Origin of the sequence: Pseudomonas putida (assembly GCF_002906855.1) — a bacterium.
Lineage (GTDB): Bacteria > Pseudomonadota > Gammaproteobacteria > Pseudomonadales > Pseudomonadaceae > Aquipseudomonas > Aquipseudomonas putida_N.
The window spans coordinates 2,079,981-2,096,829 of the sequence record NZ_MINI01000028.1 but is presented as its reverse complement, the minus strand read 5'-3'; the positions used below and the strand labels follow the sequence as shown (position 1 = coordinate 2,096,829).

The 16,849-nt window shown below is 64.5% G+C and carries 13 protein-coding genes; 11 read left to right on the top strand and 2 right to left on the bottom strand.

What is annotated here, in order from left to right; genetic code table 11:
- Positions 1 to 141: 141 nt before the first annotated feature.
- Positions 142 to 1,539 (top strand): purine-cytosine permease family protein, encoded by a 1,398-nt coding sequence (locus tag BGP85_RS10150; protein WP_103447042.1) that lies wholly within the window; start codon positions 142 to 144, stop codon positions 1,537 to 1,539.
- A gap of 417 nt (positions 1,540 to 1,956) precedes the next feature.
- Here BGP85_RS10150 and BGP85_RS10145 read toward each other — a convergent pair whose 3' ends face one another.
- The gene (locus BGP85_RS10145) at positions 1,957 to 3,000 is read right to left on the bottom strand and encodes an ABC transporter substrate-binding protein (protein ID WP_103447041.1); all 1,044 of its coding nucleotides are present in this window, start codon (positions 2,998 to 3,000) and stop codon (positions 1,957 to 1,959) included.
- A 188-nt stretch (positions 3,001 to 3,188) separates the two neighbouring features.
- On the opposite strand from BGP85_RS10145, the gene BGP85_RS10140 reads away from it, so the two are divergent.
- The 10 genes from BGP85_RS10140 to BGP85_RS10095 all read left to right on the top strand — a co-directional run bounded on the left by BGP85_RS10140 (position 3,189) and on the right by BGP85_RS10095 (position 15,355).
- Positions 3,189 to 5,141, top strand: a complete 1,953-nt coding sequence (locus BGP85_RS10140; RefSeq protein WP_103466458.1) for an oxidoreductase — start codon at positions 3,189 to 3,191, stop codon at positions 5,139 to 5,141.
- Positions 5,142 to 5,180: 39 nt separating this feature from the next.
- Positions 5,181 to 5,783: a helix-turn-helix domain-containing protein gene (locus BGP85_RS10135; RefSeq protein ID WP_103447040.1), complete on the top strand. Its 603-nt coding sequence runs from the start codon at positions 5,181 to 5,183 to the stop codon at positions 5,781 to 5,783.
- Positions 5,784 to 5,822: 39 nt separating this feature from the next.
- Entirely contained in the window at positions 5,823 to 6,878 is a 1,056-nt protein-coding gene (locus BGP85_RS10130) for a GlxA family transcriptional regulator (RefSeq protein WP_103447039.1), read from the top strand.
- Between the two features lie 94 nt (positions 6,879 to 6,972).
- Entirely contained in the window at positions 6,973 to 8,175 is a 1,203-nt protein-coding gene (locus tag BGP85_RS10125; protein ID WP_103447038.1) for an NAD(P)/FAD-dependent oxidoreductase, read from the top strand.
- A 161-nt stretch (positions 8,176 to 8,336) separates the two neighbouring features.
- Positions 8,337 to 9,176, top strand: a complete 840-nt coding sequence (yghU, locus tag BGP85_RS10120; RefSeq protein WP_103447037.1) for a glutathione-dependent disulfide-bond oxidoreductase — start codon at positions 8,337 to 8,339, stop codon at positions 9,174 to 9,176.
- Positions 9,177 to 9,312: 136 nt separating this feature from the next.
- Entirely contained in the window at positions 9,313 to 11,016 is a 1,704-nt protein-coding gene (locus tag BGP85_RS10115; protein ID WP_103447036.1) for an amidase, read from the top strand.
- A gap of 186 nt (positions 11,017 to 11,202) precedes the next feature.
- Positions 11,203 to 11,874, top strand: coding sequence for a helix-turn-helix transcriptional regulator (locus tag BGP85_RS10110; RefSeq protein WP_103447035.1), 672 nt, complete (start codon positions 11,203 to 11,205; stop codon positions 11,872 to 11,874).
- Entirely contained in the window at positions 11,871 to 12,788 is a 918-nt protein-coding gene (locus tag BGP85_RS10105; protein WP_103447034.1) for a pyridoxal-phosphate dependent enzyme, read from the top strand. Before BGP85_RS10110 ends, BGP85_RS10105 begins: the two co-directional genes overlap by 4 nt.
- Before the next feature lie 191 nt (positions 12,789 to 12,979).
- Positions 12,980 to 14,077: a carboxynorspermidine decarboxylase gene (locus BGP85_RS10100; RefSeq protein ID WP_103447033.1), complete on the top strand. Its 1,098-nt coding sequence runs from the start codon at positions 12,980 to 12,982 to the stop codon at positions 14,075 to 14,077.
- A gap of 33 nt (positions 14,078 to 14,110) precedes the next feature.
- A complete protein-coding gene (locus BGP85_RS10095) occupies positions 14,111 to 15,355 on the top strand; it encodes a saccharopine dehydrogenase family protein (protein ID WP_103447032.1) in 1,245 nt (414 codons plus the stop codon).
- A gap of 138 nt (positions 15,356 to 15,493) precedes the next feature.
- On the opposite strand, the gene BGP85_RS10090 is transcribed toward BGP85_RS10095, so the two are convergent.
- On the bottom strand, positions 15,494 to 16,540 hold the full coding sequence (locus tag BGP85_RS10090) for a class I SAM-dependent methyltransferase (RefSeq protein WP_103447031.1): 1,047 nt from the start codon (positions 16,538 to 16,540) through the stop codon (positions 15,494 to 15,496).
- Positions 16,541 to 16,849 lie beyond the last annotated feature (309 nt).

Below are 16,849 nucleotides of genomic sequence, written 5' to 3'. Positions count from 1 at the left end.
CGCAACAGATGGTCTGTTACGGCCTGCAAGCTTCACTTGACCCTACTTGTATAGACATGCTGATATCAGGCAGACGCCACCCGCGCAGCGTGCCGGCGATGGCCCTCTCCCTGACACAAAAATAATCAAGTGGAGCACTCAATGTCCCGCAAATCCGTGCTCGAACGGCGCTCTATCGACTACATTCCAGAAGCCGAGCGCCATGGCAAGCTGTACAGCCAGTTCACCCTCTGGCTCGGCGCCAACCTGCAAATCACCGCCATCGTCACCGGTGCCCTGGCCGTGGTGCTCGGCGGCGACGTGTTCTGGTCGCTGATCGGCCTGCTGCTGGGCCAGCTGATCGGTGGCGCGGTCATGGCCCTGCATGCGGCCCAGGGCCCGCGCCTGGGCCTGCCGCAGATGATCTCCAGCCGCGTGCAGTTCGGTGTGTACGGCGCGGCCATCCCGATGGTGCTGGTCTGCCTGATGTACCTGGGCTTCACTGCCACCGGCACGGTGCTGTCCGGGCAAGCCATCGGCCAGTTGCTGAGCGTCAGTGACAGCACCGGCATCCTCATCTTCGCCTCGGTGATCGTGCTCGCCACTCTGGCCGGCTACCGGGTAATCCACTGGATCGGCCGGATCGCCAGCGTGCTGGGCATCATCGCCTTCGTCTACCTGTTCAGCCGCATCCTGATGCTCGCCGACATCGGCCAGCTGCTGGAAAACCGCCACTTCAGCTGGGCCACCTTCCTGCTCTCGGTGTCGCTGGCAGCCTCCTGGCAGATCGCCTTCGGCCCCTACGTGGCCGACTACTCGCGCTACCTGCCGAGCAGCACCTCGCCGGTGAAGACCTTCTTCGCTGCTGGGCTGGGTTCGGTCGTCGGTGCGCAAGCGTCGATGATTCTCGGCGTGTTCGCTGCGGCAATCGCCGGCGGGCAGTTCAGCGGGCGTGAAGTGGCCTACATCGTCGGCCTCGGCGGCGCCGGTACCACCGCAGCGTTGCTGTACTTCAGCATCGCCTTCGGCAAGGTGACCATCTCGACGCTGAACTCCTATGGCAGCTTCATGTGCATCGCCACGATCATCAGCGGCTTCCGTGGGCACCTGGCGATCAGCCGCGTGCAACGCCTGGTGTTCGTGCTGGCCATCGTCGGTGCCGCCACCCTGGTCGCCCTGCTCGGCCAGCACTCGTTCCTCAGTGCGTTCAAGTCGTTCATCCTGTTCCTGCTGACCTTCTTCGTGCCCTGGAGCGCGGTCAACCTGGTGGACTACTACTTCATCACCAAGGAGCGCTACGACATCCCGGCCCTGGCCGACCCGCAGGGCCGCTATGGCCGCTGGAACTGGCCTGGCATCAGTGTCTACACCCTTGGCGTGCTGGTGCAGATGCCGTTCATCGACACCAAGCTGTACACCGGCCCCATGGTCGCGCACCTGGGCGGCGTGGATGTGTCGTGGCTGATCGGGCTGGTAGTGCCGAGCGTGCTGTACTACTGCGTAGCGCACCGACGTGCCGCCGAAGCCCCCGCCAGCATGATTGTGCCGGAGTCGCTCTGACCACTTAACCCTCTGATTCAAAAAGACCTGTGGCGAGGGGCCTGCCCCGTCCCACAGGTCTTTTTTTCGCCTGCAGAAAACTCCCCGTTGACAACATTTCGCGCCCGGACCCAAGCGGAATACATCGCTGCACACATGACAACACTCACTACAGCACACAGCGATCCAGCTTTGCCCTTGTGCCTACAAGAACAAGTTCCAACGGAGAGGTCAAAAATGCGCGTTTCAGTCCCCGCGCCCATCCGCAATACACTGGCCAGCGCTGTCGTCATGGGCCTGGTTATCAGCGCCCAGGCCGCTAAAGCCCTAGTGGCAAGCCATCCAGAAAGCCTGCGTGCTGCGCTGCGGCGCCGCCGTCGCCGCGCCCTACGTAATGCCCGCGAAAAGGCCGGCAAGTCAGTCGCGATAGTCCGACACCTATTTGCTGGCCCAGGCATTGAAGCGCTGTTCCAGCTCTTCACCATGGTCGACCCAGAACTCCACATTCATCGCCAAGGCACCCTGCAGGTTCTCCGGTGAGGTCGGCACCCAACTGGCCAGCGCCGGGTCAAGCTTGGCCGCTGCCTGGGTATTGGTCGGCCCATAAGGGATCTGCTCGACGTAACGCACCTGGGTATCCGGCTGGTTGGCATAGCTGATCAGGCGCTTGGCCTGGTCGACATGTTTCGAACCCTTGATGATCGCCCAGTAATCCATGCCATACAGGCTACCGGGCCACACCACCGCCAGCGGGCTGCCTTGCTGGGCGGCCACGGCGATGCGGCCGCTGTAGGTCGAGGTCATCACCACGTCGCCTGCGGTCAGCCACTGCGCCGGTTGCGCGCCGGCATCCCACCACTGGATATACGGCTTGAGCTCGGTGAGCTTGGCAAAGGCACGCTCGACACCCGCCGGGGTCGACAAGACCTTGTACACGTCCTCGACCTTGACCCCGTCGGCCAGCAAGGCAAACTCCAGGTTGTACACCGCACGCTTGCGCAGGCCGCGCTTGCCTGGGTATTTCTGCACATCCCAGAAATCGGCCCACGAGGTCGGCGCCTGGGCCAGCTTGTCGCGGTCGTAGGCGATTGCCACGCTCCACACCAGCGCCGCCGAGCCACAGTCCTGGGCCGCAGCGGGGATCAGTTCGGCGGCATGCCCCAGGCGCTGCCAGTCGAGGTGCTCGTAGATGCCCTCGTCGCAGCCGCGCATCAGATCCGGCCCCTCGATCTGCACCACGTCCCAGTCGACATTGCCGGTATCGGCCATCACCTGGATGCGCGCCATCTCGCCGTTGTATTCGCTCTGGATCAACTTGCTGCCGTCCTGGGCGCTGAAAGGCTGGAAGATCGCCACATCCTGGGCTTTCTGACCGGCGCCGCCATAGCCGACCACGACCATCTGCGGCGCCGCTTGCGCACTGCCCAGGCCCAAGGCCAGCAGTGCTGCGCAAAGGCCGGTACTGCGAGGAAATGCCTGCATCGAGTTGCCTCCTGTCGGTACCTTCCAGCATCAGCTCGAAGGCCCGTTTCTTGTTGTAGTGAGGTCACGCGCCACTGCCGTGGCTGGGAAAAAGCTAGTCGGGCACTAGTAAAAAAACAAGTTGATTTTTTACTGAGGCTACACTTTCATGAGAAAAACAAGAACGACACTGTACCGGAGCTGCCCGCATGACGACCGCCTTCGCCCACCTGTTCGAGCCCCTGCAGATCCGCGGCAAACGCCTGAAAAACCGCATCATGTCGACCGGCCACGACACCTGCCTGCCCACCGACAACCTGGTCAACGACAAGCTCATCGCCTACCAGCGCGCCCGCGCCGCCGGCGGTGTCGGCCTGATCGTGCTGCAGGTGGCCGGGGTGCATGACAGCGCCCGCTACACCTCGCACGTGCTGATGGCCACCGACGACGCCTGCATCGACGGCTACCGGCGTTTGGCCGAGGCCTGCCACGCCCACGGCACGGTGGTGCTGTCGCAACTGTTTCACCCGGGGCGGGAGATCATGGAGTCGGCGGACGGCCTGCTGGCGGTGGCCTACTCGGCCTCGTCGGTACCCAACGAGCGCTTCCGCGTGATGCCACGGGCGCTGGACCAGGCGATGATCGACGAGATCGTCCAGGGCTATGCCAGCGCCGCCCGGCGCCTGCACCAGGCAGGCCTGGACGGTGTCGAGGTGGTGGCCAGCCATGGTTACCTGCCTGCGCAGTTCCTCAATCCGCGGGTCAACCAGCGCAACGACGGCTACAACGGCGACCTGGAACAGCGCCTGCGCTTTCTGCGCGAGGTGCTGGCAGCGGTCAGGGCGGCCACCGACGAGCAGTTCATCGTCGGCCTGCGCATCAGCGCCGACGAGCGCGACAGCGAGGGCCTGAGCGAAGACGAATCGCTCGCCGCCGCCCAGGCCGTGCAAGACCAGGTCGACTACCTGCACATCGTCGCCGGCACCTCGGCGTCGCTGGGTGGCGCCGTGCACATCGTGCCGCCCATGGCCATCGCCCCGGCCTACTTGGCGCGCGAGGCCGGAACCTTCAAGCAGCACCTGGACATCCCGCTGTTCGTCACCGGGCGCATCAACCAGCCGCAGGAAGCCGAACAAATCCTGGCGCGTGGCCAGGCCGACGTCTGCGGCATGACCCGCGCACTGATCTGCGACCCGCAGATGCCGGCCAAGACCGAGCGCGGCCAGGTCGAAAACGTGCGCGCCTGCATTGCCTGCAACCAGGCCTGCATCGGCCATTTCCACCGGGGGCTGCCGATCTCCTGTATCCAGCACCCGGAAACCGGCCGCGAACTGCAGTACGAAACCCCGGCACCCGCTACCGCGCGCAAGCGCATCCTGGTGGCGGGTGGTGGCCCCGCCGGCATGAAGGCCGCAGCCGTTGCCGCTGCCCGGGGGCATGACGTCACGCTGTACGAAGCCAGTACACAACTCGGCGGCCAGATACAGCTCGCGCAACTGCTGCCCCGACGCAGCGAATTCGGCGGAGCCAGCACCAACCTGCAGCGGGAAATGGAATTGGCCGGTGTACGCGTAGTACGTAATACGCGAGTGGAACGCACCCTGGTCGAACGCGAACGCCCCGACCTGGTGATCGCCGCCACCGGCGCCACGCCCTACTGGCCATCGTTCGAACGTAGCGGCGAGCTGCAGGTAGTGGATGCCTGGCAGGTTCTGCGCAATGAAGCGCCCCTCGGCCGCTCGGTGCTGGTGATCGACTGGCGCTGCGACTGGATCGGCCCCGGCATCGCCGAGCGCCTGGTCCGCGACGGTCACCAGGTGCAACTGGCGGTAAACGGCACCCACTGCGGCGAAACCCTGCCGCTGTACGTACGCGACCAGCTGGCTGGCGAGCTGCACCGCCTGGGCATCCCGATCACCCCTTACGCCCGCCTGTACGGCTGCGACGACAACACCGTCTACCTGCAGCACACCGCCAGCGGCGAACCGATGATCTTCGAAGGCATCGACACCCTGGTGCTGTGCCTTGGCCACCAGCCTCAGGACACCCTGGCCGCCGAACTGGCAGGCCTGGTGGAGGTGCGACGCATCGGCGACTGCCTGGCCCCACGCACGGTCGAGGAGGCGATCCATGAGGGCCTGACAGTTGCCTGGGCACTCTGAGCCTGTCCATACTGCGGCTTTCCCGATGGACCGAAGCGCATGAGCCAGCAACCCCAGTTCCCGCCCGCCGCCGAAGACGGCGGCAGCGCGCCGCAGTTCCTCGGTGGCCGCATCCGCGGCCTGCGCAAGCGCCGCGGCATGACCCTGGCGGAGCTGGCGGCGCACAGCGAGCTGACCGCTGGCTACATCAGCCAGCTGGAACGCAACCTGTCGTACCCATCGATCCCGGCGCTGTTCAACATCGCCCGCAGCCTGGGCGTAACCATCCAGTGGTTCTTCGCCAGCGAAGCCAGCACCGCCCCCGAAGACCAGGGTTATGTGGTGCGGCGCAACAGCCGGCTGAGCGTGCATTACGAGGACGGCATCGTCGACCAGCTGCTCACCCCGCAGCCCAACCGCCAGCTTGAGATGCTGCACTCGCGCTTTCCGCCGGGCACCTACAGCCAGCAGAGCTACAGCCATGAAGGCGACGAAGCGGGTTATGTGCTCTCGGGCAGTTTCGAGGTGTGGGTCGGCGAGCGTCACTTCTTGCTGGGCGAAGGCGACAGCTTCAGCTTCTCCAGCCAGGAGCCGCACCGCTATGGCAACCCTGGCGAGGTGGATGCCGTGATCATCTGGGTGATCACCCCGCCGACATTCTGAATCCGAGGACGCCATCACCACCAGGCGACGCCCGATACAATGACCGAGCCCAACCAGCAACTTGACCCACCACTGCTCCCCGTCGGCCACCCAAGGGTCCTGGTCTTCGTCGCCTATCCGCAGATGGGCTTGCTCGACCTCAGCGGCGCGCAGACCGTGTTCTGGGCCGCGACCAAGGCCATGACCGAGCGCGGCCTGCCAGGCTACCGGCTGCACACCGCCAGCCTTGAAGGTGGCCTGCAGCAAACGGCCGAAGGCCTGGTAGTAGCCAGCGAGCGGCTGGACGATGTCATGAGGCAAACCGTCGACACGCTGATCGTGCCCGGCGCCCCCGACATCATCCGCAGCCTCCCCGATCACGGCGCGCTGATCACCTGGCTTCGCCGTGCCAGCTACCACGCCAGGCGCACCGCTTCGGTCTGCAGCGGTACCTTTCTGCTGGCCAGCGCTGGCCTGCTCGATGGCCGACGCGCCGCCACCCACTGGGCCATGTGCGAGGTATTGCGCCGCGACTTCCCGGCCGTGGAGGTGGACCATGAGTCGATCTTCGTCCAGCAGGGCAGCGTCTGGACCTCTGCCGGCGTGAGCGCGGGTATCGACATGGCGCTGGCCCTGGTCGAATTGGACTGCGGTCGCGACGTCGCGATGCAGGTGGCGCGCGAGCTGGTGGTGTTTCTCAAACGCCCCGGTGGCCAGGCCCAGTTCAGCGAACTGCTCAAGTCCCAGGGCCAGGACACGGGGGCGTTCGAGGCGCTGCACCTATGGCTCAACCAGCATCTGCACGACCCACGGCTCAGCGTCGAACGCCTGGCCGAACAGGCGCACATGAGCCTGCGCAACTTCACCCGGGTGTACAAGCAGAAAACCGGCCGCACCCCGGCCAAGGCCATCGAGGTGTTCCGCCTCGAAGCGGCGCGGCGGCGGCTGGAGAACAGTGACGGCCACATCGAGCAAGTTGCCCGCCAGTGCGGCTTCGGCAGCGAAGAGCGCATGCGCCTGGCCTTCCAGCGCCATCTGGCAGTCACCCCTCGCGACTATCGGGCGCGCTTTGCCCGCACGGTACCCTTGGCCGAAATTCAGGGTTCTCTGGCCTAGGGTGCGGCAGCTGGCCGCTCGTAACATCGTTGACCGCACTGACGGTCTACCTTGTCTACCGGTCTTTCCTCATGGACACCCCAGGAGCATAACGATGAAAAACATCCTGATCATTGGCGCCGGCTTCGCGGGCCTGTGGAGCGCCCTGAGCGCCATCCGCCAACTCGACCTGCACGGCCGCAAGGATGTCCAGGTGACACTGCTCGCCCCCCAGGCCGAACTGCATGTACGCCCGCGCTTCTACGAACCTGAAGTGCATACCATGGCCGCGCCGCTGCAGGAACTGTTCGATGCGGTGAACGTGCGCTTCGTCCACGGCACGGCCTTCCATGTCGATGAAGCCGAGCAGCGCGTACGCTATCGCACGTCATCCGGCACCGAATGCAGCCTGCCCTACGACCGCCTGATCATGGCCTGCGGCAGCGTGCTCAATCGCCCGGACATGGTGGGTATCGAACACGTCTTCGATGTCGACAAGATCGACAGCGCCACGCGTCTCGAAACCCACCTCAAGTCCCTGGCCGACCTGCCCGAGAGCCCCGCACGCAACACCGTGGTAGTGGCCGGCGGCGGTTTCACCGGTATCGAGACCGCCACGGAACTGCCGACGCGCCTGCGCGCCATTCTCGGCGAGGACACCAGGCTGCGGGTGGTTGTGATCGACCGTGGGGCGAAGATCGGCGCCGCGCTAGGCGATGGCATCCGTCCGGCCATCGAACAGGCCTCCGCGGCACTAGGCATCGAGTGGATCTGCGGCGCCACTGTCGCCTCGGTGGACCGCGACGGGGTGCTGCTGGACAACGGCCAGCGCATCGACACCGCCACGGTCATCTGGACCGTGGGCTTCAAGGCCAACCCGCTGACCGAACAAATCAGCGGCGAGCGCGACCGCCTAGGCCGCCTGCATGTCGATGGCAATCTCAAGGTCATCGGCAATGCCGCGGTCTACGCGGCCGGGGACGTGGCCTATGCCGCCTGCGACAACCAGGGCAACTTCGCGGTGATGTCGTGCCAGCATGCCATTGCGCTGGGGCGCTATGCCGGCAACAACGCAGCGGCCGAGCTGATCGGCGTGGCACCGATGACCTACAGCCAGCCCAAGTACGTGACCTGCCTCGACCTTGGCGCCTGGGGCGCGGTGTATACCGAGGGCTGGGAGCGCACCGTGTCACCACCGACCGACAAGGCCGAGGCCAAGCTGCTGAAATCGCAGATCAATTCGATCTGGATCTATCCGCCGACGGCGGACCGTGCGGCTGCCCTGGCGGCGGCGGACCCGACCATTCCCGTGGCCTGACCCAGCGCATTCGCGGGCATGCCCCGCGGATGCACCCCACCCCCTTTCCATGCAGCCCACGCTCGCGCCCGATGCATTTGCGCTTTTCTCCGAACCCGTGGCATAGATGCAGGTCAACGTCTTTGACTGACTGCCTTCGCGCCTTCCCAGGAGAACCCTGCATGAGCAAGCACCCTTACGTACCGCCCAAGGTCTGGCGCAACGACGCGGCCTCCGGCGGCCAGTTCGCCAGCATCAACCGGCCGATCGCCGGGCCAACCCATGACAAGGACCTGCCGGTCGGCAAGCACCCGCTGCAGCTGTATTCCTTGGCCACCCCCAACGGCGTCAAAGTCACCATCCTCCTCGAAGAACTGCTTGCCCTGGGCCACAGCGGCGCCGAATACGACGCCTGGCTGATCCGCATCGGTGACGGCGACCAGTTCTCCAGCGGCTTCGTCGAGGTCAACCCCAACTCGAAGATCCCCGCCCTGCTCGACCGCAGCGTCGAGCCGCCGGTGCGGGTGTTCGAGTCCGGTTCGATCCTGCTGCACCTGGCGGAAAAATTCGGCGCCTTGCTGCCGAACACCCCGGCCGCACGCACCGAGACCCTCAACTGGCTGTTCTGGCAGATGGGCGCCGCGCCCTACCTGGGCGGCGGCTTCGGCCACTTCTATGTGTATGCGCCGGAGAAGTTCGAGTACGCCATCAACCGCTTCACCATGGAAGCCAAGCGCCAGCTCGACGTCCTGGAGCGCCGCCTGGCGGTCAGCCGCTATCTCGGTGGCGACGAATACAGCATCGCCGATATCGCCGTATGGCCCTGGTACGGGCAGCTGGTGCGCGGCAACCTGTATGGTGCGGCCGAATTCCTGTCGGTGGCCGAGTACCCGCATGTGCAGCGCTGGGCCGAGGCCATTGCCCAGCGCCCGGCCGTACAGCGTGGCACCCGGGTCAATCGCACCTGGGGCGATGAAGCCAGCCAGGTGCCCGAACGGCACTCGGCGGCCGACCTGGATTGAGGGCAACGGGGCCGCTGCGCGGCCCCGACAATGCCCCGTTGCAAAAAACCATTTCTCCCGCGCAAACCTCCCAGCCCTGATCCCTTCTTGTACACTCCTCGCACTAGCCCCAACCTGCACAAATTTTGGTGAAAGCATGATCGAGGTAACCGAGGTTTCCATTGCCGAGCTGCGCGACGCACTCGAAACGGGCCGCACGACGGCGGTCGAGCTGGTCAAGGCCTACCTGGCGCGCATCGACGCCTACGATGGCGCCGACACCGCCACCGCCCTGAACGCCGTGGTCGTACGCAACCCTGAAGCGCTCAAGGAAGCCGAGGCCTCCGACGCCCGCCGCGCCAAGGGCCAGGCCCTGAGCCCGCTGGACGGCATTCCCTACACTGCCAAGGACAGCTACCTGGTCAAGGGCCTGACTGCCGCCTCCGGCAGCCCGGCGTTCAAGGACCTGGTCGCCCAGCGCGACGCTTTCACCATCGAGCGTCTGCGCGCCGCCGGTGCCGTGTGCCTGGGCAAGACCAACATGCCGCCGATGGCCAATGGCGGCATGCAGCGTGGCGTCTACGGCCGCGCCGAAAGCCCGTACAACGCGAAGTACCTGACCGCACCGTTCGCCTCTGGCTCGTCGAACGGCGCCGGTACCGCCACCGCCGCCAGCTTCAGCGCTTTTGGCCTGGCCGAGGAAACCTGGTCGAGTGGCCGCGGCCCGGCCTCGAACAACGGCCTGTGCGCCTACACCCCCTCGCGCGGTGTGATCTCGGTACGTGGTAACTGGCCGCTGACCCCGACCATGGACGTGGTAGTGCCTTATGCCCGGACCATGGCCGACCTGCTGGAAATCCTCGACGTGGTGGTTGCCGACGATGCCGACAAGCGCGGCGACCTGTGGCGCCTGCAGCCTTGGGTACCGATCCCGGCCGCCTCCTCGGTGCGCCCTGCGTCCTACCTGGACCTGGCCGTCGACGCCAGCGCGCTCAAGGGCAAGCGTTTTGGCGTACCGCGCATGTACATCAATGCCGACGCCGAAGCCGGCACCTCCGAGAAGCCAGGCATTGGCGGCCCGACCGGCCAGCGCATCTTCACCCGCGACAGCGTCATTGCCCTCTGGCAACAGGCTCGCAAGGCCCTGGAAGCGGCCGGCGCCGAAGTGCTGGAAGTCGACTTCCCGCTGGTGTCCAACTGCGAGGGCGACCGCCCTGGCGCGCCGACCGTCTACAACCGTGGCATCGTCAGCAAGGAATTCCTCCATGACGAACTGTGGGAGCTGTCGGGCTGGGCCTTCGACGACTTCCTGCGCGCCAACGATGACCCCAAGCTCAACCGCCTGGCCGATGTCGATGGCCCGCAGATCTTCCCGCACGACCCGGGCACCCTGCCCAACCGTGAGGACGACCTGGCCGCCGGCATGGATGAATACGTCAAAATGGCCAAGCGCGGCCTGAAGACCTGGGACCAGATCGAGACCCTGCCCGATGGCCTGCGCGGGCTGGAAAAGACCCGCAAGATGGACCTCGAAGACTGGATGGACGCGCAAGGCCTGGACGCCGTGCTTTTCCCGACCGTGGCCGATGTAGGCCCGGCCGATGCCGACGTCAACCCGGCCTCGGCCGACATCGCCTGGAGCAACGGCATCTGGGTGGCCAACGGCAACCTGGCCATCCGCCACCTGGGCGTGCCGACCGTGACCGTGCCGATGGGCGTGATGGCCGATATCGGCATGCCGGTGGGGCTGACCTTTGCCGGCAAGGCCTATAGCGACAATGCGCTGCTGAGCTTTGCTGCGGCCTTCGAGGCGACCGGCTCGCGCCGGATGATTCCGCCGCGTACGCCAGCCTTGAGTTAAGGCATAAAGGGGCCGTTTTGCGGCCCATTCGCGGGACAAGCCCGCTCCTACAGGTACAGCACTGGCCCACGACCTGTGCTGTACCTGTAGGAGCGGGCTTGTCCCGCGAATGGGCCTGGAAAGGCACATCGCATAATTCAACTTAATGTGTAAAAATACACAATAAGTTGAATTTCGTGATGTCCCATGTCCCCAGCCGAAGAACGCCAGCTCACCCTCACCGTCCTCAAGGCCGCCCTCCAGGCCTTGGGCAGCGTTGCCGCGCGCAACATGGAAATCCTCCTGCACGACCTCGACCACCCGGAACACTCCGTGGTGGCAATCGTCAACGGCCACCTCTCCGGCCGCATGGTCGGCAGCCCGATCCTCGCCGCCCCCGAGCAGGACCAGGGCTTCAAGGCCCTGATGCAGGCCAGCGCCGATCAGCAAGGCGCTGCCCCCGTGGTACTGCCCGACTACCCCACCACCCTCAAGGGCCGCACCCTGCGCAGCGCCACAGCGATCTTCCGCGACAGCAACGGCCACCCGTTCGCCAGCCTCTGCGTCAACACCGACATTACCGGCCTCGACGCCGCCATGCATTTCCTCCAGCAGCTGCAGCCACTGGGCGCATCCCCTGCCGAGGCCGGCGAGCCCGCCGACATGGCCATCCTGATGAGTGAGATCATCGAAGACTCGCTGCAGCGCACCGGCCAGGGCCGAATGAACAAACAGGCCAAGGTCGAGGCCGTGCGCGTCATGCAGGAACGTGGCCTGTTCATCGTCAAGGGCGGGGTGGAGAAAGCGGCCGCGGCGCTGGGTGTGACCCGCTACACCATTTACAACTACCTGGAACAATTGCGAGGAGCCAACCCATGACCCTGCACATCGAGACACCGTTGATCGAATCCCGCCCGCTGTCGCTGGCCGCAGGCCGCTCGGTCTGGCTCAAGCTCGACGCCCTGCAGCCCTGCGGCTCGTTCAAGCTGCGCGGGGTTGGCCATGCCTGCGAGGTGCACCACGCCCGTGGCGCGCGCCATTTCGTCTCCTCGTCGGGCGGCAATGCCGGGCTGGCCGTGGCCTATGCCGGGCGCAAGCTGGGGGTGCCGGTGACCGTGGTGGTACCTGAGACCACCACCGAGCGGGCCAGGCAGCTGCTGCGCCTGGAAGACGCCAAGGTGGTGGTGCATGGCAGCTCGTGGCAAGAGGCCAACGAGCTGGCGTTGACCCTTGTCGGTGAAGGCGATGCTTTCATCCACCCTTTCGACGACCCGCTGCTGTGGGCCGGGCATGCCAGCCTGGTCGACGAAGTGGCGGCGACCGGGCTCAAGCCGGATGCGGTGGTGCTGTCGGTGGGCGGCGGCGGCCTGCTCAGCGGTGTGGTCGAAGGCTTGCAGCGCCATGGCTGGGGCGATGTGCCGGTGCTGGCGGTGGAAACCACTGGAGCCGCTTCGCTGCAGGTGGCCATGCAGGCCGGGCACACGGTGGAGCTCCCACGTATCGCTTCGGTGGCCAGTTCGCTCGGCGCAAAACGCGTCGCCGAACAGGCACTGGCCTGTACCCGACAGCATCCCGTGCACAGCCACCTGGTCAGTGACCGGGCAGCGCTGGAGGCTTGCGAGCGGTTCCTGCTGGACCATCGGGTACTGGTGGAGCCGGCGTGCGGGGCGGCGTTGGCAGTGGCTTATGATGCGGATGCGCTAGCCAGCTACCAGAACGTGCTGGTTGTTGTGTGTGGTGGGGCTACTGCGACCCTGGAGCAGATTCGGGCGTGGTTGGAACAGGTCGATTGAGTACAAGGGTGAATTGCATTATGGCTGGCAGGCGTTCGACCCGGCATTGGTCAGCCTGTCATCAGAATGTTCATTTCCCTCTGTATTACTGGCCCCACGCAGACGAAATACACCATCCGCCCTTTCGATCTGCGGCAAGTGAAGGCACAATGCGGGTCTTTTTTTTGGCCGGCCTGGCCGGGGGCCTTTAAATGATCAAGACGCCGTACTACCTCATCGACAAAACCAAGCTCCTGAGCAACATGGAGAAGATCGCCTACGTGCGTGAAAACTCCGGTGCAAAGGCGCTGCTCGCCCTCAAGTGCTTCGCCACCTGGTCGGTATTCGACCTGATGCAGCAGTACATGGATGGCACCACCTCGTCCTCGCTGTTCGAGCTCAAGCTCGGCCGCCAGAAGTTCGCTGGCGAAACCCACGCCTACAGCGTGGCCTGGGCCGATGACGAGATCGAGGAAATGCTCGAGAACTGCGACAAGATCATCTTCAACTCGATCGGCCAGCTGCAGCGCTTCGCCGAACAGTCCGAAGGCAAGGTCCGCGGCCTGCGCGTCAACCCGCAGGTGAGCAGCTCCGACTACCTGCTGGCCGACCCGGCCCGCCCGTTCAGCCGCCTCGGCGAGTGGGACCCGGCGAAGATCGAACAGGTGATCGAACAGATCTCCGGCTTCATGTTCCACAACAACTGCGAGAACGGTGACTTCGGCCTGTTCGACAAGATGCTGTCGCACATCGAAGAGCGCTTCGGCCACCTGCTGCACAAGGTCGAGTGGGTCAGCCTCGGTGGCGGCATCCACTTCACCGGCGAAGGCTATGCGCTGGACGCCTTCTGCGCGCGCCTGAAAGCCTTCTCCGAGAAGTACGGCGTGCAGGTCTACCTGGAGCCGGGCGAAGCCGCCATCACCAACAGCGCCTCGCTGGAAGTGACCGTGCTCGACACCCTGTACAACGGCAAAAACCTGGCCGTGGTCGACAGCTCGATCGAAGCGCACCTGCTCGACCTGCTGATCTACCGCCTCAACGCCAAGATGGCCCCCAATGACGGCGAGCACACCTACATGGTCTGCGGCAAGTCGTGCCTGGCCGGTGACATCTTCGGCGAGTACCAATTCGATCGTCCGCTGGCCATTGGCGACCGCCTGTCGTTCATCGACACCGCAGGCTACACCATGGTCAAGAAAAACTGGTTCAACGGTCTGAAGATGCCATCGATCGTGGTCAAGCAGCTCGACGGCAGCGTCGAGGTGGTTCGCGATTTCGGCTTCGAAGACTACGTTTCCAGCCTGTCGTGAGACCGGCTTTCCGAGTAAGGAGCAAAAGGTAAATTGAAGAAGAACGTTCTTATCATTGGTGCAGGAGGTGTCGCCAAGGTGGTGGCCCACAAGTGCGCGCAGCATAACGACGAACTGGGTCGTATCGCTATCGCGTCACGGAACATCTCCAAATGCCAGGCCATCATCGACAGCGTCAAGGCCAAGGGTAGCCTCAAGGTACCCGCCGACATCCAGGCCTTCTCGCTCAACGCCCTCGATGTCGAGGCGACCAAGGCACTGATCCGCGAGACCGAATCGCAGATCGTGATCAACGTCGGTTCCGCCTTCCTCAACATGTCGGTGCTGCGTGCCTGCATCGATACCGGTGTCGCCTACCTGGACACCGCCATCCACGAAGAGCCGGGCAAGATCTGCGAGACCCCGCCGTGGTACGGCAACTACGAGTGGAAACACCTCGAAGAGTGCCAACAAAAGAACATTACCGCCATTCTCGGCGTCGGTTTCGACCCGGGTGTGGTGAACAGCTACGCGAAACTTGCGCAGCAGCAATACTTCGACAGCATTGATTCGATCGACATTCTCGACGTCAATGCCGGTTCGCACGGCAAGTACTTTGCCACCAACTTCGACCCGGAAATCAACTTCCGCGAGTTTACCGGGCAAGTATGGAGCTGGCAGAACAGCCAGTGGACCAGTAACACCATGTTCGAAGTCAAGCGTACCGACGACCTGCCGGTGGTAGGCTCACAGAACCTGTACCTGACCGGCCACGACGAAGTTCACTCGATCTCGAAGAACCTCAATGTGCCGAACGTGCGGTTCTGGATGAGCTTCGGCGAGCACTACATCAATGTGTTCACCGTACTGAAGAACCTGGGCCTGCTCTCCGAGCAACCGGTGAAGACCGCCGAAGGCCTGGAAGTGGTGCCGCTGAAGGTGGTCAAGGCCGTGCTGCCTGACCCGGCCTCGCTGGCCCCGGGCTACACCGGCAAGACCTGCATCGGTGACCTGGTCAAGGGCACCAAGAACGGCCAGCCGCGTGAAGTGTTCATCTACAACGTGGCCGACCACGAAGAAGCCTACGCCGAGACCGACAGCCAGGGCATTTCCTACACCGCCGGTGTACCGCCAGTGGCTGCGGCCCTGCTGGTCGCCCGTGGCGAGTGGGATGCCAAACGCATGGTCAACGTCGAGGAGCTGCCAGCCGAGCCGTTCCTCAAGGCGCTGGACGTGATGGGCCTGCCGACCCGCGTGAAAGATGAAAATGGCGATCGTCCGTGGGACGCTGAAGTTTAAGCTATGAACCAGAAGGGGCGCCAATCAGGCGCCCCTTCTGCATTTTGCAGGCCCGGCCTCTTCGCGGGACAAGCCCGCTCCAACAGGTTTCGTGTAGGAGCGGGCTTGTCCCGCGAAGAGGCCGACACAGGATTACACCTACTTCCTGGCCTCCAGAATGAGGTTGAACGGTGTCTGCGTGGCTCGCCGGAACCTTGTGAACCCCGCCTCCTCGAACACCGCCCGCAACCGCGCCTCCCCAGCCTGCGCGCCCAACCCCAGCCCCACTTCCTGCGACAGCGAGTTAGGCGTGCAGATGAAGGTCGACGCCGCATAGAACAACCGCCCGACCGGCGTCAGGTTACCCTCCAGCGAGTCTTCGGCGTAGGGCTCCACCAGCATCACCGTGCCATCCGCCTTCAACGCCCGGTAGGCATGCTTCGCCGCGCCCACAGGGTCGCCCATGTCATGCAGGCAATCGAAGAAGCACACCAGGTCGTGGTCGTGCCCCGGATAGTCCTTGGCCGATGCCTGCTGGAAGCTCACACGCTGCGCCAGCCCGGCCTCGCGCGCACGCTCGCTGGCCGTGGCAATGGAGGGTGCGTGGTAGTCATAGCCCGTGAAGCTGGACGCTGGAAACGCCTGCGCCAGGACCAGGGTCGAAGCGCCATGGCCACAACCGACATCCGCCACCTTGGCCCCGGCCTGCAGCTTGGCCACCAGGCCTTCAAGCGCTGGCAGCCAGTCCGCCACAAGAAAGGTGCGATAACCGGGCCTGAAGAAACGTTCGGTGCCACTGAACATGCACGGGTGGTGATCACCCCAGGCTAACCCGCCGTCGCCACGCATGGCCGCCACCAGCTTGTCCTTGTCATGGAACAGTGCCGCGATGACCGCCGCGCCGCCAGCCATGTACACCGGCGAATCTTCCAGGGCCAGGGCCATGGCCTGCTCCTCAGGCAGAACGAACATGCCCTTGTCATGCACCATGTAGCCGGAGGCCGCCTGGGCGTTTAGCCATTCGCGCACCAGCCGCGGGTGGCAGCCGGTCTTTGCCGCCAGTGCCTCGGGGCTGGTCGGCTGGCTGTCGGCCATGGCCCGGTAGAGCCCGAGTTCATCGCCGAGGATCACATTGGCCAGGGTCGCCGCAGCGCCCATGTCACTCACCAGCTTGCCCATGAATTCGTGAAGCCTTGCCTCGTCCATGACCTGCCCTCCTCTGCAAGAAGGCCACCGTCGACGATCAAGTCCGGTTCGAGGGAGCGGTGGTCAGTGGGATGAATGGATGTATATCCGTTATGAGTTTAGCCCCTCGGCACCACCACCACTTGAGGCAACTTACCGGCCTCCACTGTCATACAACTGACATTTCTTAGAGCAATTTCCTCTCAACTTCCAGGCTGCGCCAGGCGCTCTTTTGTGCGCCGGGAAGATGCGTTTGCCTTTTATTTGCAAAGCAAACGTGTGCATGAGCAAGGCGCCTTCATATCCGGGCTTAAGTAACAAGATTTAAAC